Raw genomic sequence first — 16,967 nt, forward strand, 5'->3', positions numbered from 1 at the left:
ATAAATAAAAGGAATTATGTTATGCAAGCATACTAAATTTTATTTATATTAAAAAAGGCGACCCCTGGGTGGGGCCGCCTTCCATGTATAGAACTTGCAATTTCTACATATAACTCTCCATCGGCTCGCAAGCGCAAACTAAGTTGCGGTCTCCGTAAGCCGAATCGATACGAGATACCATTGGCCAAAACTTGTTCGCCTTCACATAAGCCAGCGGGAATACCGCTTTCTCACGTGAGTAAGGACGATCCCATTCGCCTAATAACACGGCCGATTGTGTATGTGGCGCGTGCTTCAATACGTTATTAGCTTTGTCCGCTTTGCCTTCTTCGATCTCGCGAATCTCCGCACGAATACTTAATAAGGCATCACAGAAACGATCTAACTCATCCTTGTTCTCTGATTCTGTAGGTTCGATCATTAAGGTTCCAGCTACCGGGAAAGAAAGCGTAGGCGCATGGAAGCCGTAATCCATTAAACGTTTCGCGATATCTTCTGATTCTACGCCAGCCGAAACTTTGAACGGACGGCAATCAAGAATCATCTCGTGCGCAGAACGCCCTTGAGAACCCGTATACAGAATTGGAAATTCTTTTTCTAAGCGCGCTTTGATATAGTTCGCGTTTAAGATCGCAATTTCTGTTGCCTTCGTTAATCCTTTTCCTCCCATCATCGCAATGTAAGCGTAGGAGATGGCCAAAATACTAGCAGATCCCACCGGAGCCGCAGAAACAGCTCCTGAGCCACCGTCATGTACGTGTCCTGGCAAGAAAGGAACTAACTGTGGCGCCACGCCGATAGGTCCCATACCTGGGCCACCACCTCCGTGAGGAATGCAGAAAGTCTTGTGTAAGTTTAGGTGACAAACGTCCGCTCCGATGATAGCTGGGGAAGTTAATCCCACCTGAGCGTTCATGTTAGCGCCATCCATATATACTTGACCCCCATATTCGTGGATGATCGCGCAAATTTCTTGAATCGTTTCTTCGAATACCCCGTGTGTACTGGGGTAAGTGACCATTAAGCAAGAGAGGTTATCTTTGTGTTCGATGGCTTTGGCCGTCAAATCAGCCACATCTATGTTACCGTGGGCATCGCAAGGGGAAACAATCACCTTCATACCGGCCATCACCGCTGATGCCGGGTTTGTTCCGTGCGCTGAAGATGGGATAATCGCAATGTCACGGTGATGATCACCACGAGACGCATGGTAGGCGCGGATGGTCATTAAACCCGCATATTCTCCCTGAGCGCCCGAATTCGGTTGCATGGACATTTTGGCAAAACCCGTAATCTCACACAACCACTCATTCAAATCAGTTACTAATTGCTGGTAACCTTTCGTCTGCGAAGCAGGAGCGAAGGGGTGCATTTTGCCTAATTCTGGCCAAGTCACCGGAATCATTTCCGTCGTCGCATTTAATTTCATTGTGCAAGATCCTAAAGAGATCATCGAATGAACCATCGATAAATCTTTCGATTCCAATGATTTCAAATAACGCAACATGCCGTGCTCCGAATGGTATTTATTAAACACGCTGTGCGTTAAGAAAGTAGAGCTACGAGTCAAGGCAGCTGGGATAGCCCAAGTCACCGTTTTCTCCGCCGATTTCGAACCGCTTAATGCCTCAAAGAACGAGATGATTTCGATTACATCTGCCTCTTGAGTTGTCTCATCTAAAGAGATGCTCGTCGTAGTCGACGTATAACGTAAGTTACGTTCTGCTTTTTCTGCCAAAATACGTAAGTCCGCCGTTTGCGCCCCCGTTTGAATCGTCAACGTATCGAAGTGATGCGTGTTTTCTGATGTATAACCTAGTTTACGAAGATTTACCGCTAGTAATTCAGTTAAACCATAGACTTTTTCAGCGATTTGCTTTAAGCCTTTTGGCCCATGGTAAATTGCGTAAGCAGCTGCCATGATGGATAATAAAACTTGCGCCGTACAGATGTTAGACGTTGCTTTCTCGCGGCGAATGTGTTGCTCGCGTGTTTGAAGTGCCATACGTAAAGCGCGGTTTCCTTCCGCATCCACCGAAACCCCGATGATACGGCCTGGAATGTTACGCTTGTATTTTTCTTTTGTGGCGAAGAAGCCGGCATGAGGTCCTCCAAAACCCATGGGTACCCCGAAGCGTTGTGAAACACCTACTACCGCATCTGCTCCCATTTCACCCGGAGGCGTTAATAAAGTCAAGGATAATAAATCAGCAGCGACTACGACTTGAAGTCCGTTTTCTTTAGCTGCAGCGATTAAAGCGCTATAATCAAAAACCTCTCCATTAGAGGCCGGGTATTGTAACATGATGCCATAGAAACGGGCGTCCGTTACATCGAAAGAGCGGTGGTCACCCACGACGATTTCGATGCCGATAGGTTCTGCACGCGTTTTTAATAAGTCGATAGTTTGTGGAAGGCATAATTCCGACACGAAATACGCTTCTGCTTGATTGCGTTCCGCTGGACGTTGTCCGTATAACATCGTCATGGCTTCGGCCGCTGCGGTTCCTTCATCTAGAAGGGACGCGTTCGCTAATTCCATGCCGGTTAAATCGATGATCATCGTTTGGTAGTTCAATAACATTTCCAAACGTCCCTGAGCGATTTCTGCTTGATAAGGCGTGTAGGCCGTGTACCAAGATGGATTTTCTAAAATATTTCTCAAAACGACCGTGGGTACAATCGTATCCGAATAGCCTAAACCGATATGTGATTTAAAAATCTGATTTTGACCCATTACCGCTTTAAAATCACGTAAAAATGCGAATTCTGATTTCGGTTCTGGCAAGCGAAGCCCTTGAGCTAAGCGAATTTTATTCGGTACGGTTTGTTGAATAAGTGTCTCTAAACTAGCTACGCCAATGGTTTTTAACATAGCGGCTATATCAACTGCCTCTGAATTGTTATGACGTAAAGAGAAGTCTTCTTGGTAAGTGTAATTTAGGGTCATGAATGTTGATAATTAGTATAAGAAAATCGTCATAAATTTAATCTTTTTTTAGCGATTTATATTTAGATTCTTAACTTCGCTTTCCTAAATTTTGTTTCAACAAATGAAAAAAACTAACAACTATGTTTTAGCGCTACTTTTAGCAGCTAATTTAATTCCGATGAGCGCGATCGCTCAGGGAGATCCAGTTCCTTACGCGCTGTCAATTCGCGCGGATGATCTGAAAAAGCACTTAACTTTTATCGCTTCTGATAGCTTGAAAGGTCGTAATACGGGTTCGGCAGAGCAAAAAGTGGCCGCTAACTACATTGCAGATCATTTTAAGAAGTCAGGCATTGCGCCGGTAAACGGATCATATTTCCAAAAAGTGGACTTAGTGAATCGCGCTTGGTCGAATGTATTTATTTCTGCCAAAGGTAAAAAATACGAATACCTACGCGAAATGATGGCGAGTGCTTTAGCGCCCGTAGCAGCTAATTCAAAATTCCCCTTAGTATTTGCTGGCTTTGGAGTACAGCAAGGTGGCTATACTGATTTTGACAAATTAAATGCAAAAGGCAAATACGTCTTAGCTTTCGAAGGCGAAGCAAAAGATGCAGCGGGTCTTTATGTACTTTCTGGATCAAAAAGTCCATCTGTTTTTGGTAAAGGCGATGGCTGGAAAGAAAAATTAAAGCGTGCTCAAGCAGCTGGAGCGAAAGGTTTAATCTTGATCGCGGATCGGGATACGAAAACTTTTGGTAATCAAGTTCGTCAACGTCAAGTGATGATGCAACGTTTCGGAAACGAACGTATGGCCTTCGCTGATGCAGAATCTGCAGCAAATGAAGCTCCCGTTTTACTGATTTCTTCTGAAGCGGCTGCTGAAATGTTGTCAACAACGGAAGCGGAATTGCTAGCGTACAAAGCGTCTTTAGCAGCAGAAAAAAAATCGATTGCCGCTAAATTTAAAGCAGCAGCTATCGAAGTAACGATCGAAAGAACAGAAAAACCAGTAGACACGTATAATGTGGTAGGTTTCCTAGAAGGAACGGATAAGAAAGAAGAAATCGTCGTTTTAACGGCGCACTATGATCATATCGGTGTTTCTGCAGACGGCCAAATCAACAACGGCGCAAACGACGATGGTTCTGGAACCGTAACGGTGATGGAATTAGCGGAGGCTTTTGGTAAAGCAGCAGCGGAAGGAAAACGTCCACGTCGTAGCATTTTGTTTATGACGGTAACGGGTGAGGAAAAAGGTTTATTAGGTTCTGAGTGGTACGCAAACCACCCTTTATTTCCTTTGAAAAATACCGTGGTCGATCTAAATACGGATATGACGGGTCGTTATGATGACGAGCACAAAGGCAAGCCAGATTATATCTACGAGATCGGTTCAGATAAATTATCGTCTCAATTACGCGAGGTATTAATCGAGCAAAATAAGAAGCACGTAGGTCTAGAACTAGATTTCCGTTTTAATGATCCGAACGATCCAAACCGTTTCTATTACCGTTCAGATCACTATAACTTCGCAAAGCATGGTATTCCAGTGGCTTTCTTTTTTAACGGAGTTCACGACGATTACCACATGCCAGGTGATGAGGTAGACAAAATCGAATTTGACCAAATCCAAAAAGTAGGCCGTTTAGTGTTCTATATGGCTTGGGAAATTGCTAATAGAGAGCAGAGATTGGTGGTGGATTCGAATAAGCCATAATTTGCGGTGCGATTTTTAAAGCACAAAGCATAAAGAATAAAGCACAAAGTTTGTATAAAAAAAGGGACCTAGGTCCCCTTTTTTTATGTATTCAGAAATGTTTCATAAACGTATCCCCGAAGCGGATTCCATCTTTATTTTTTGTGCTTTATGCTTTATTCTTTAATCCCTCTAATTTTTCTCTAAAGGAAATCGAGCGCATTTTCGCTTCCTGAATAAACTCATTATCCTTCACATCGCCGATCACCGCATCGAGTTCCTTGGCATTGCCGAACATCGCTAAACGGAATGGGTCTTCGTAATCTTTTGAACGAGATCTTTCGATGCCGGCCGTTAAGAATTCTGCCGTTGAGATGGCGCGATCAATCCACGCAGGGATATTTTCGAAAGCCTGATGATTAATTTGCAATAAGCCGTTGAGGGCGTTTTCGAATTTTTGGTCCGGGTAAAGTGCAGCTTGTTTTTCGTAAAATTCGTGCACCTGTTTCCATCGGGTGATTTTGCCAGATTTCACCTCTTCTTTCATTGTATGAATGACACCTGAAGGGATTAGTTGGCCTCCTAAATTTTCCCAAATCTGAATTGCCGTCGCGTTCTTCAAGGTGGCTTGCAAAAGCGCTGAAGGAGATTGTGATGGGTGGCGTTCGGAAGTGGCTAACCATTCTTTGGCCGCATGATAATACAATAAATCGTGGAAAATCTGATACGCTTTATGCGCCTTCGCTATGCGGGTTCTGCGCTTCGTATTTTCGATGCCTGTAGCAAAAATGTCTAGTGGATTCGTTGCGTTCGCCGGGTCATTTAACCAGGCTTTACCATCGCCGCCGTCTAGGGATTCAGAAACCCATTTTTCCAATAATTTTATTGCTTGCAAGATTTCTAAAACGGTATCAGGCGCTAAGAAATCAAATTCGAGCAACATGTCTTTGTCGGTTCTTTGGTCTCTGGCTGCGAATTTCCAGGCGTTGCGGGCTAGGGCATACATATTGTATTGGAACCAGTAGCCTGCGATAATCAATAATCCGCCTTCTTTGTCGTCGTTTCCGATGAGGGAGAAGGGTAGAGGATTTTGGATTTCGCCCGGGTAATTTCCTTTAGATATCAGGTTAAAGGAGGCGAATTTAGAATTGTGTTTTAGGGCTACGGATAAGCCGGGCCAAAATCCACGTCCCGCCTGCAATTCTCCATCTGCTCCACGCGAATTATGATTTGAACCGAGGGTCGCGCCAGCGGCCATATTGCTTTGGCCTTTTACGATCGCCGCGCACAGAAATGAGTTATTGTGGTGTTGTTCGTGTGCCGGGAAAATGAGGGCATTCAATACCTCGCAGCAGGAAATAGTGGAATTACTTCCTAAAAAGGAGTTGATCAATCGGGCACCATATTTCAATTGAGAATGGGCGGCCAAAATAAATCGAACAGCTTTCACTCCGTAGAAAATGCGGCAGCCTTCGTGGATGATTCCGTTGACGATTTCGCAGCCTTCGCCTATTTGGGTGGAGGCTTCGGCGTTCGAGATGATCGTTAAGTTCTTTAATTTATTCGCGCCTTTAATATAGGTGTCGGTACCCATGTTGACGTCCTTGATGATACCCGTGTTTTTGATGACGGTGCGGTCGCCGATTTGGCCGTAGAATCCTCGCTTCGAGGAGAATTCCTGGATGGTCATCTCTTTGTATTTCGCCTGTAATAAAGTGTCATCGCGGTCTTGGGTCCACAAGAAGGCATCGGCCGGTTTCATTCCCACAAAAGGAATCACCTTGCGACCGCCGTTTTCGTTGCCTAATTCCATCCAAATTCGGATACGTTCTTCTTCGCCTTTCTTCACGATTCCATTTCCAAATTTCGCCGTCGAAGTCGTCGCTAATTCGTTTACTTGGAGGATCATCACCTCATTTCCGATTTGGTAATGAGATAATAAATTCACGCGATCGATCGCCACATTATCGCCAAAATCACACGAAATCAAGGTGCTATTATAAAGACCCACCGGCATGCGCAGGTTTTTGAATTCTAAATAGCAACTTTCTAATATACCGATGCGATTAATGCCAAAAAACCGGCAATTCTTCACCAAATAGGGATTAAAACCCTCTTTCACCCACACATCTTTCCAATTCTCTGCCTCGTTCAAGTTCGCCTCGAGGATGCTGATTTCACGCGGCGCCAGTGGACGGTAAGCAGCCAACTCTAAATTGGAGTTGCGGTGGTCGAATTCGCTTTGGCCTTCTTCTAAGAAAGCAGGCGTTACGAAATCAAAACCGAGTTTTGAAAGGGGTTTTTTATCAATTCTGTTCATATTTCATAAAATTCTAGCGGCAAATCATCCGGGTCCGCAATAAACGTAAAGCGCTTCCCGGTGAACTCATCGATGCGAATGGGCTCCGATACGATGCCCTTTTTATTCAATTCCTGCACCGTAAAATCCAGGTTATTTACTTGAAATGCCAAATGCCGCAAACCACTACTTTCCGGCCTCGAAGGGCGTGCAGGTGGCTTAGGGAAGGAGAATAATTCAATCACATACTGATCGTTCAGCGCTAAATCCAATTTATAAGAATCGCGCTCCGCACGATACACTTCTCGAATGACCTGCAGTCCTAAATCCTCGGTATAAAAGGCTTTAGAACGCGCATAATCCGAGCAGATGATGGCGATGTGGTGAACGGAATGTAGGCCTAAAATATTCATTTATTTAATGGATACGGCGATTTTAGAGTCCGCGGTTCCATAATACAAGAACCACTTCCCTTTAAACGGGACTAAGCCCTCCACGAAACATACTTCGTTCACTTCGCCGATTTTTTCATAGGGTTTATCAGGCCAAATAAAGGGCGCAACAGTTCGAGACAACACTTTGTAGGGTAGACGAGCATCGAATAAAACCTGACCCGCGGCGTAGGTGAATTTGGGGAAACGAACCTCGTTATAATTTGCCGCGTTTGAGCTATTATAAATCAGTAAAATACCTTCTTTTCGGAGCAGCGCATAGGGCCCCGGTTCCACTAAACGACTATCGAAATAACCGGCGCGTGGCTTTAAAACGGATAAACGAACACCCGTCTCCGCGTTTTCCAATATATCCCAATGACATAAATCTTTCGATGTAGCCAGGAATAAATCGGTATCGCCAAAATACATATAATAGAGACCGTCGATTTTTTTCGCCACCATTTTCGAGCCGCTTTGAACAGACACGAGTGCCCCAGATTTCGACCAGGTATTCAGGTATTTTTCGGAGGTGAATAAGGGTCCTATTTTCTCCCAAGTCTTCAAGTCTTTCGAGAAGGCGCCACATAGACGAGCGACTTTGCCGTCGTAGGAAGTATACGTTAGAAAATAACCATTATCTGAAGTTTCCACAATGCGTGGATCTTCGATGCCACCGGGCCATTCGAAGGTGCGGAAGGCGTCATTCGCAGGGAATAAAATGGGTTCTGGATTCTTTTTGAAATGAATACCGTCCTCGCTGATGGCTAAACCGATGCGGGAGGTGCCTACAGAATCTTGTGCTCGGTACAATAAATGAACGAGGCCGTTAAGAACCAGCGCCGTCGGATTTAAGACATTTTTGTTTTCCCAGCCCACTATTTTACCCGTAACAGGATCTAAAAATCGTGCCTCAAGGGAGGGTTTCAAGATGGGATTGAAAGAGTCGGCCTTTTTAAATCCGGACATCTGCCAGTTTTGGGCAGATATGGAAAGAGACATACATAAAAGCACACACACGAATAAACGTTTCATTTCCTTCTCGATTTAGGCTTCTAAATTACGAAAAAAGAACGAAAGCTATCGGTAATATAGTACAAGAAAAGAATCTATTCTTTGAAGATACGATCCTCGATTCCTTGGTTGATGACGTAGTTGCTTAGTAACAAGTGTATTTGACCTGTTTTACGTGTATTCACCGGAGCTACAGCGGTGCGATTGATGTCTATCACGACGCCTTTAGGAATCTTGAATTTTTTCACATCTACGGTGATGTTCATTTCTGAAGGTAGGCCAAAGGCTTTTTCGGACCCGTACACATAGGTGGAAACGACAGTGCCATTACTGCGGGAGGTGATTTGAGATTTGAGGATTAAATCGAGCGTGGGGTCTACCCAGATTTTGGCCAAAACAATTTCCCCTGAATCATCCGTGGGAAGTAAGGTGATGGCTTCCGTTTTTATACCATCAATAGGCTCATTACCCGTTAGCAGGGCATTATATGCGGATTTATTGCGCAATAGGGCGGTCAAGTCGGTGAAACCTTTTTTAGGCAAAATCGCAATCCCCTTCGTGATCATCCGGAATTTCTCCGGTTGCTTGAAATAAATCGTCGCCTTCGCTGGCATAATTTTAATCAAAGGAATATCGGATTTTATCTGCGCCTCGACGCGGTAATCGCGCACTTTGTTCATCCGCGCTAAAACCTGCGCCACCGTTTTATTCGCATCTTGTGCAAACAGGGAAAAAGAAAGAAATAGTAAAATTACGTGAATCATGATTGTATGTCTTTGTGGTGGAATGTATACAGCGAAACGGAAATCAGCACCACATTATGTGCCACTAAAACGGCAATCGAGCGCCAAATAGCAGAAAGTGGCAAGGGATCTTCAAAGAAAGAACGCCAGGCAGCCATGTGCGTCGTAAATAAATAGGGTTTAATCGGGTCGAAAACACGCACATCCAAGGTCCCTATGATGGTAAACAGCAAGATGATTGACATCGTCGCCACGATAGGGCCGATGGAATTATCGGTGAAACACGATAAGCAAATGGACAAGGAGCTCACGGTGAATAAAGCTAAAAAAGCCACCGCAAATCCACCCAAATAGCGCCAATTCACGTCAGCTTCCTGCAAAATCACTAAACCATCTGAGTTCAAGACCACCATGTCTCCCGTCCCAAAAAGCAATTTGCCCACAACAACAGACATAACCCCCATCCATAAAATGACGACCAGGGTATAGATGCCCCCTGCGATGAATTTCGATAATAATAATTGAATCCGTGAAATAGGCTTAGTCGCCAGCATGCGAATCGTTCCCATCGCAGCCTCACCCGACACTAAATCGCCGGTAACGAGGGCGACGAGCAGAGGAATTTGGATTAATAACATCTGTAAAATGATGAAAGCGACTAGATTTCCATTCAGTACATTGCCCTCAAAGCTCAAAGTCTGTTCGAAAGACGAGGTCACAAAGGAGATAATAGACATGCCATCCGCCTTTAAAGCGAATTGAATCACGCCCACTAAAACAGTGATTGCGGCTAGGCCTAAATAGGACCGAGGTTTCAGCGCGATCTTGATAATTTCGTTATATAAACTGTTGAATAGGATCATTGATTGATGATTTTAATGAAATAATCCTCCAGCGTGCGTTTTGCCTCCAGGCTATATATTTCGATGTTTTGATCGACGAGAAATTTAGTCAGCAAAGGAATTTCGGATTTTTCGATTGGAAATTGTAGAGCAGTATCCCCCACATTTTCCCACAAAAGCTCGGGTTTCCAGGTCAATAGTGCATTTTTCGCCTGCGAAAGAGGGCTAGCCTCTAGGCGCAGAATCAGATTTTCGCCATTCATCAACTCACTCACTTTTCCTTCCACCATCGACCGGCCCTTATTGATGATCACCATTCGATTACAGATCAGTTCGATTTCTGCCAAATTATGGGACGATAACAGTACCGTTTTATTTTGCTCATTCTTCAATCGCAAGATCAAGTTCCGAATATCAATTATCCCTTGTGGATCTAAACCCGTTGTGGGTTCGTCCAATATAATCAGATCGGGATTATGTAAAAGTGTTTGGGCGATGCCTAAACGCTGCTTCATCCCGTGAGAAAAACCAGCGAATTTATCTCTCTCGCGTCCGCCTAAACCGACGAAGTCTAACATTTTATAGATTTCTTGCCTAGAAGAGGGCTTCCCGGAGATGCGGGAGAAGATTTCTAAATTTCGGTAGGCGGATAAATACTTATAGAAGTCAGGTTTTTCGATGATGCTCCCTATACGCCCTAAAATAGATTCACGATGGGTGGTGATCGATTCACCAAAAATCTCAATAGTGCCGCTGTCCGGTTTTATTAAGGAATTTAGGCAGCGGATGCTCGTACTTTTCCCGGCACCATTAGGCCCTAAAAAGCCAAAAACATCCCCTTTATAAACCGAAAAGGAAACATCATGAATGGCTTGAAAGGATCCGAATTTCTTGGATAAGTGACTAACAGATATAATTTTCTCAGGCATAATTTTTAAACACATAAAGCGTAAAAAAAGTTTTATTATTTAATTAAACTAAGGTCAGGTAGCGAATTCGCGCAATTCTAGCATGTCCATTCTATTATCATTAAATAATTTTATAGTAAAATAAAGATTTTTTATGATTTTAATATTTGAGTGTAAATAATTCTTTTATAAATTAGAGGCGTTAAACTTTGTTAAATACTCACTCATTAACAAAGCGTCAACAATCACTTAAAACCTTTTATTTTTATGAAAAACAATTTCTACGTAAGCAGAGTGGTCTTTTTACTCGCCTTGATGCTGACCTTATCGTGGGTGGCATTAGGTCAAGACCAAAAAGTTGCTGGAACAGTCTCGGACGCTAAGGGCGGAGGGATTCCAGGAGTTTCTGTAGTGATTAAAGGTACCACTTTAGGTACTACTACAGATGGAAATGGAGCTTTCTCCATTAGTGTAAAAAGTGGCAATGCCGAATTAGTCGTTACTTCGGTAGGGTATATTTCTAAAACCGTTGCGGTTGGAAATCGCTCATCTATTGCCATTTCACTTGTTGAAGATGTAAGTCAACTGAACGAAGTAATCGTGACAGGTTACGCGTCTCAACGTAAAAAAGACATTACGGGAGCGGTAGCGGTAGTAAGTGCAAAAGAACTTACTGCAGTGCCAGCAGCCTCCCTAACACAAATGTTACAAGGACGTGCAGCAGGTGTGACGGTAGGTAATGATAACTCCCCGGGTGGTGGAACGATGGTTCGTGTCCGTGGTTTTGGATCTACGAACAACAATTCACCCTTGTACGTGATTGATGGAGTGCCTACACAAGGTACACTAAACCAAATCAACCCGAATGATATTGAGTCTATGCAGGTATTGAAAGATGCGTCTGCAGCTTCTATCTACGGTGCGCGTGCTGCGAATGGTGTCGTGATCATTACTACGAAACGTGGTGGAGAAGGCGAACCTAAGATCAGTTTTGACATGTATACAGGAACTCAACAATTAGGTAAAACGTTGGATTTATTGAATACGAAAGAATTAGGTCAATATTACTATGAGTCTCAAATCGGTGCTGGAAGACCTGCGGGAACTTCTCCTTCAGCTCAGTATCGTTTTTCACCAGATGGAACTCAGACCATTGCAGATTATATTTATCCTAACGTGTATGGTGCCTTACCAGCTAACTATACTTACACGAATGATATAGCAGACCCTAAATTAGGTAGCACTGCTTTTAACATTACAAAAGCGAACAAAGCAGGTACTGATTGGCAGCGGGAGATTTTTGGTCCGGCTAGAATATCTAACTATCAAATAGGGGCTACGGGTGGCTCGAAAAATGGTAAATATGCCATTTCTGCCAGTTACTTTGACCAAGAAGGTATTTTAAGGTATACAGCCTACAAGCGTTATTCCGTACGTGCAAATACAGAATTCAAAAAAGGAGCTATCACGTTCGGTGAGAACTTTACGGTTTCTTATGATGAGCGTCAAGGGGTTCCATCAGGTAATAATAGCGAATCAAACCCAATCATGTTTGCGATTCGTATTCAACCTATTATCCCTGTATTTGATATAACTGGAGGTCCAGCTGAATTAGGTGGAACGAATACGTCATTCTTAAATGGTTTTGCAGGTTCACGTGGTTCGAACTTAGGTAATGCACCTAACCCGTTAGCACGTCAGTACAGAGAGCGCGATAACCCAGTTAGAGCAACACACATCTTCGGTAACGTATTCGCAGAGGTTGAAATTATCAAAAATTTAAAGGCGCGTACTAGTCTTGGTTTTGAATACAATAATAACAACCAATCCTCTTTTTTCAATCGTGATATTGAAGCTGCTGAAGCTCGAAATGCGAATAGCTTAACTGTTAGTAATAGTTATGATCGTGCCATCACTTGGTACAATACATTAAACTATTCGAAAATCTTAGGAGATCATAATTTCAATTTGTTAGTAGGTACAGAATCTGTATCGACTTATGGATTTGGATTTAATGCACAGCGAAGTAATTTCGCTTTTGATGATTTGTCCTATCGTTATTTAAATAATGGTTCTGCGGCAGGTCTTACGAACGCAGGTGGTGGAGCAACTATTACTGCTTTATTTTCTCAGTTCGGAAAATTCAATTATTCATACAAAGAATTTTTATTAGCAGACTTTACCTTGCGTAGAGATGGATCGTCTCGATTCTCTCCAGCCTATCGCTATGGAGTTTTCCCTGCATTCTCTGTAGGTGCTCGTCTTTCGGAATTAGCTTTCATGAAGGATTTGACTTTTGTGAACGATTTAAAAGTTCGTGGAGGATGGGGTAAAACAGGTAATCAGTTGATTCCAAACGTGTATAATGCCTATACCTTGTTCACTCCAGATCCGAATAACAATGCCTATGACATAGGTGGAGCAGGTAACGCAATTTCATCTGGTTTTGATATCGCGCAATTTGGTAATTCTAATGGTCGTTGGGAAACAAATACATCCACTAACATCGGTTTTGATGCAAGTTTGATGAACAATAAATTAGATATTGCTTTCGATTGGTATACACGTACAACATCTGATATGTTAACACAAGTGCCTATTCCAAGATCATCTGGAACAGCAGGTATTCCTTATGTTAACATCGGGGAAGTAAATAATACGGGTATTGACTTGAACGTAACCTATAGAGATCAAATTGGTCAATTTAGATACACCGTTTCAGGACAAATAAGCCAGTACACAAACAATGTAGTGAAGTTGAATAACGATCCTTTAGCGCAGATCTTCGGATTCTCCACGCGTCTACCAGCCATTTCGCTTACTAAAGCGGGATTACCGATTGCTAGTTTCTTCGGTTATGTGGTAGAAGGAGTTCTTAAAGATGATGCAGCAGCTGCAGCAGCGGTACAAATTCCAGGTTATACCCGCGCTGGTGTATTCAAATTCAAGGATGTGAATGGTGACGGAAAAATTAATGCTTCTGACAGAACCATCATTGGTAATCCTCACCCAGACTTTACGTATGGTGTAAATGTTAATTTAGGATACAAGAATTGGGATTTAACGGTTTTTGCTCAAGGTGTTCAAGGAAACGAATTGTTTAACTACTTGAAATACTGGACTGACTTCAATACGTTCCAAGGTAACCGTTCGAAAGATATGTTATACAACTCTTGGAAGGCACAAGGTGATAATGCACTATTGCCTCGCTTGAATGCTAATGATACCTTTAGTCAACAAATTTCAACCTATTTTGTGGAAGACGGTTCATACATGCGTTTAAAGAATATCCAATTAACCTACACGGTGCCTAATACGGTGTTAAAGAAAATCAGATTAAGTTCGATGCAAATTTATGTTCAAGGACAAAACTTATTTACTTTAACTAAATACAAAGGTTTAGATCCTGATATTAATATCAGAAACTCAGGAGCTGATAATCAAGATATCCACATGGGTATTGATGAAGGAGCATTCCCTGTTTCTAAATCTTATAACGTAGGTGTAAGAGTAGGATTTTAATTTAATTTAATTTAAAATAAATCAGATAAAAAATGAAAAAGTTAATCATATTCGCATTGTTTGCGACAGTAGGAATAAACTTTTCCTGTTCAGAGTCTTTCCTCCAGGTAGAACCTCAAGGAGCGGCCTCTTTAACATCTCTAGCTAATAAAAACGGAGTAAATGCCCTCTTAATTGGTGCATATTCTTTAATGGATGGAGTAGGTGCAGGAAATACAGGACGTCAATCAACCATTTCAAACTATGTGTTTGGTGGAATTACCTCCGGTGATGCGGTAAAAGGTACAGATGCTGGTGATCAACCAGAGCAAAGTTTTATTGAGCAGTTTACGTGGTTTGCAGAGAACACGTATTTCAATGGAAAATGGCAACATACGTATGATGGCGTAGCTCGTGCGAACGAGGCTATCTTACTTTCTAAAAGCCCAGATGTGAAGGACATGACAGATGCGGAGAAAACGCAAGTCGTTGCTGAAGCACGCTTCTTACGAGGTCACTACCATTTCGAAGGGAAGAAAATGTGGAATATGATTCCATATGTGGATGAAAATACCTACAAGCGCGATGATCCGAATTCAACAAAAATAGCCAATGACAAAGATATTTGGCCTAACATTGAAGAAGATTTCAAGTTTGCTGCAGCAAATCTACCTGCAACACAAGCACAAAAAGGAAGAGCAACTAAATGGGCTGCTATGGCCTATCTTGCGAAAGCGTATATGTTTCAAAAGAAATATAGCTTAGCTAAGCCATTATTGTTAGACATCTTGCAAAATTCTGGAAAGAAATTAGTGGCAGACTATCATGATAACTACAGAAATACGACGAATAATAATAGTGAGTCTATTTTCGAAGTTCAATTTTCAGTGAACGATGGTTCTACTGGAAATAATGGTAACGCGGGAGATAACTTAAACTGGCCATATAGTGCAAACGCACCAGGCCGTGGATGTTGCGGATTTTACCAACCATCACAAAACTTAGTGAATGCATTTAAAACTTCTGTCGATGGTCTTCCATTGATTGGTAAAAATAAAGCGGGTCTTGAGGATACCTATAATGACGTAGATTTACCTAATGATCAGGGTATTGTAGCTACAGCAGCATTTACTTTAAACGTTTCTGCGCCAGTGGATCCAAGATTAGATTGGACTGTGGGACGTCGTGGTGTAAATTTCCTAGATTGGGGAAAAATGCCAGGATCGACTTGGATTCGTGACCAAAATTATGCGGGTCCGTATACAGGAAAAAAATGGATGTATTATTTAGCTGACGAAGGAAGTTCGACACACTCTACTAGCAAACGTTCGGTGAATAATAATTACCGCCTACTTAAATTATCAATGGTAATTTTGTGGTTAGCAGAGATCGAAGCAGAAGCTAATGACTTAGCTAAAGCAGAGGAGTATGTAAATATGATTCGTAACCGTGTTAAAGCGGGTAAAGTGCAAGATGCATCGGTAAACAATGTCATTAATCCTTACCCAGCTGGAACATTTGCTGCTAATGGCAAAGACTATGCCTTAAATGCTGTTTACATGGAGAATCGCTTGGAATTTGCGATGGAAGGTCACCGCTTCTTCGACTTAGTACGTTGGGGAATTGCAGCAGACTTTTTAAACAAAATGTACATCCCTAATGAAGGTGCTGCAGGCAAGGACTTAGCAGGAAATACGTATAACAAAAGAAGTTATATGGTGGGTAAATCATTTACCGACAAGAATAAGTACTTCCCTCTTCCGATCGATGAGATTTTAAATTCTCAAAAAGGTGGAGTAGCTACTTTGAAACAAAATGATGGATATTAATATCTAGCATAATTTTTAAAAAGTCAGGGCTGAAAGGTCCTGACTTTTTTTATATTTGACCTGTAAACTTTCCAAATGCTTCGACCACTTCGGTATATTAGTCCTTATTTATTGTATGTGTTGGCTTTCTTAGCTTTCACGAAAACGGGATTGTATTGCTGGATTCCTCTGGTCTATCTATTTTTCTTGATTCCTTTGGTTGAATTAGTCATCCAGCCAGATGCTGATAATTTAACGGAGGCCCAGGAGGCAGAGCGAGCTGTCGATTTAAGAAAAAAATATTTTCTAAATAAACCCTTTAATTAAAATGGAAACCCCTAAAACAAAAACTTACTCGCTTAGCGAAATGAAGGACAAGCACATAGGGCCTATTGGTTCTAATGAGCGAGATGAGTATGAATACGAACTGCGCATGGAGGTTTTGGGAAAAATGATCAAAACAACCAGACGAGAACGAAACTTAACCCAAGAAGAGTTAGGTAAACTTGTGGGCGTTCAAAAAGCGCAAATTTCTAAATTAGAAAGCAGTACAAATAGCGCAACAATCGATACCATATTGAAGGTTTTCTCCGCCATGAAGGCAGAGATAAACTTCAATGTAAGACTGGAAGATAATTTTGTGAAATTGTAAGAAAAGCTAAATGGCACCATCTCGTAAAGTGTGTAAGTAGAAATATTTAGGGTTTCGACCTTGATAATTTTTTTTTACTTTTAAACACTAAATAAAATGGAAGTGGAATTACCCGATTCATTAACCGATGCTTTCTTA

12 protein-coding genes are annotated in these 16,967 nt (G+C 42.2%); 5 read left to right on the plus strand and 7 right to left on the minus strand.

From position 1 onward, the window contains the following. Positions 1–103 precede the first annotated feature (103 nt). The gene (gene gcvP / locus ACST13_RS10285) at positions 104–2,950 is read right to left on the minus strand and encodes an aminomethyl-transferring glycine dehydrogenase (RefSeq protein ID WP_459523112.1); all 2,847 of its coding nucleotides are present in this window, start codon (positions 2,948–2,950) and stop codon (positions 104–106) included. Between the two features lie 103 nt (positions 2,951–3,053). Here gcvP and ACST13_RS10290 point away from each other — a divergent pair, with 103 nt between their 5' ends. Next, positions 3,054–4,652, plus strand: coding sequence for a M28 family peptidase (locus ACST13_RS10290; RefSeq protein ID WP_459523113.1), 1,599 nt, complete (start codon positions 3,054–3,056; stop codon positions 4,650–4,652). Between the two features lie 148 nt (positions 4,653–4,800). Here the strand turns inward: ACST13_RS10290 and ACST13_RS10295 are convergent, their stop codons facing one another. From ACST13_RS10295 to ACST13_RS10320, 6 genes are all read right to left on the minus strand, one after another. Further along, positions 4,801–6,951: a DUF4954 family protein gene (locus ACST13_RS10295; protein ID WP_459523114.1), complete on the minus strand. Its 2,151-nt coding sequence runs from the start codon at positions 6,949–6,951 to the stop codon at positions 4,801–4,803. After that, positions 6,948–7,337, minus strand: coding sequence for an SMU1112c/YaeR family gloxylase I-like metalloprotein (gene gloA2 / locus ACST13_RS10300; RefSeq protein WP_459523123.1), 390 nt, complete (start codon positions 7,335–7,337; stop codon positions 6,948–6,950). Before gloA2 ends, ACST13_RS10295 begins: the two co-directional genes overlap by 4 nt. A 6-nt stretch (positions 7,338–7,343) precedes the next feature. Then, positions 7,344–8,396 carry a glycoside hydrolase family 130 protein gene (locus ACST13_RS10305; RefSeq protein WP_459523115.1) on the minus strand — a complete coding sequence of 351 codons (1,053 nt, stop codon included), beginning with the start codon at positions 8,394–8,396 and terminating at the stop codon, positions 7,344–7,346. A gap of 74 nt (positions 8,397–8,470) precedes the next feature. Next, complete coding sequence (locus tag ACST13_RS10310) at positions 8,471–9,139, minus strand: LolA family protein (protein ID WP_459523116.1); 669 nt, start codon at positions 9,137–9,139, stop codon at positions 8,471–8,473. Continuing rightward, positions 9,136–9,981 carry an ABC transporter permease gene (locus ACST13_RS10315; RefSeq protein ID WP_459523117.1) on the minus strand — a complete coding sequence of 282 codons (846 nt, stop codon included), beginning with the start codon at positions 9,979–9,981 and terminating at the stop codon, positions 9,136–9,138. Before ACST13_RS10315 ends, ACST13_RS10310 begins: the two co-directional genes overlap by 4 nt. Continuing rightward, positions 9,978–10,889 carry an ABC transporter ATP-binding protein gene (locus ACST13_RS10320; protein ID WP_459523118.1) on the minus strand — a complete coding sequence of 304 codons (912 nt, stop codon included), beginning with the start codon at positions 10,887–10,889 and terminating at the stop codon, positions 9,978–9,980. The genes ACST13_RS10315 and ACST13_RS10320 overlap by 4 nt, the downstream gene beginning before the upstream one ends. A 246-nt stretch (positions 10,890–11,135) precedes the next feature. On the opposite strand from ACST13_RS10320, the gene ACST13_RS10325 reads away from it, so the two are divergent. From ACST13_RS10325 to ACST13_RS10340, 4 genes are all read left to right on the plus strand, one after another. Then, positions 11,136–14,390 (plus strand): SusC/RagA family TonB-linked outer membrane protein, encoded by a 3,255-nt coding sequence (locus tag ACST13_RS10325; RefSeq protein ID WP_459523119.1) that lies wholly within the window; start codon positions 11,136–11,138, stop codon positions 14,388–14,390. Between the two features lie 32 nt (positions 14,391–14,422). Continuing rightward, positions 14,423–16,198 (plus strand): RagB/SusD family nutrient uptake outer membrane protein, encoded by a 1,776-nt coding sequence (locus ACST13_RS10330; RefSeq protein WP_459523120.1) that lies wholly within the window; start codon positions 14,423–14,425, stop codon positions 16,196–16,198. A 75-nt stretch (positions 16,199–16,273) separates the two neighbouring features. Beyond that, a complete protein-coding gene (locus ACST13_RS10335; protein ID WP_459523121.1) occupies positions 16,274–16,504 on the plus strand; it encodes a hypothetical protein in 231 nt (76 codons plus the stop codon). Position 16,505: 1 nt separating this feature from the next. After that, on the plus strand, positions 16,506–16,829 hold the full coding sequence (locus tag ACST13_RS10340) for a helix-turn-helix domain-containing protein (protein WP_459523122.1): 324 nt from the start codon (positions 16,506–16,508) through the stop codon (positions 16,827–16,829). Positions 16,830–16,967: the final 138 nt, after the last annotated feature.

The sequence above is a fragment of the Aquirufa sp. A-Brett2-W8 genome, from assembly GCF_054558755.1.

Bases quoted from the DNA above. Each gene is read 5' to 3' on its own strand.
- ACST13_RS10320 (WP_459523118.1), bottom strand. From the start codon at position 10,889: ATGCCTGAGAAAATTATATCTGTTAGTCACTTATCCAAGAAATTCGGA.
- ACST13_RS10330 (WP_459523120.1), top strand. From the start codon at position 14,423: ATGAAAAAGTTAATCATATTCGCATTGTTTGCGACAGTAGGAATAAAC.
- ACST13_RS10305 (WP_459523115.1), bottom strand. From the start codon at position 8,396: ATGAAACGTTTATTCGTGTGTGTGCTTTTATGTATGTCTCTTTCCATA.
- ACST13_RS10310 (WP_459523116.1), bottom strand. From the start codon at position 9,139: ATGATTCACGTAATTTTACTATTTCTTTCTTTTTCCCTGTTTGCACAA.
- ACST13_RS10335 (WP_459523121.1), top strand. From the start codon at position 16,274: ATGCTTCGACCACTTCGGTATATTAGTCCTTATTTATTGTATGTGTTG.
- gcvP (WP_459523112.1), bottom strand. From the start codon at position 2,950: ATGACCCTAAATTACACTTACCAAGAAGACTTCTCTTTACGTCATAAC.
- ACST13_RS10325 (WP_459523119.1), top strand. From the start codon at position 11,136: ATGAAAAACAATTTCTACGTAAGCAGAGTGGTCTTTTTACTCGCCTTG.
- ACST13_RS10340 (WP_459523122.1), top strand. From the start codon at position 16,506: ATGGAAACCCCTAAAACAAAAACTTACTCGCTTAGCGAAATGAAGGAC.
- ACST13_RS10315 (WP_459523117.1), bottom strand. From the start codon at position 9,981: ATGATCCTATTCAACAGTTTATATAACGAAATTATCAAGATCGCGCTG.
- ACST13_RS10295 (WP_459523114.1), bottom strand. From the start codon at position 6,951: ATGAACAGAATTGATAAAAAACCCCTTTCAAAACTCGGTTTTGATTTC.
- ACST13_RS10290 (WP_459523113.1), top strand. From the start codon at position 3,054: ATGAAAAAAACTAACAACTATGTTTTAGCGCTACTTTTAGCAGCTAAT.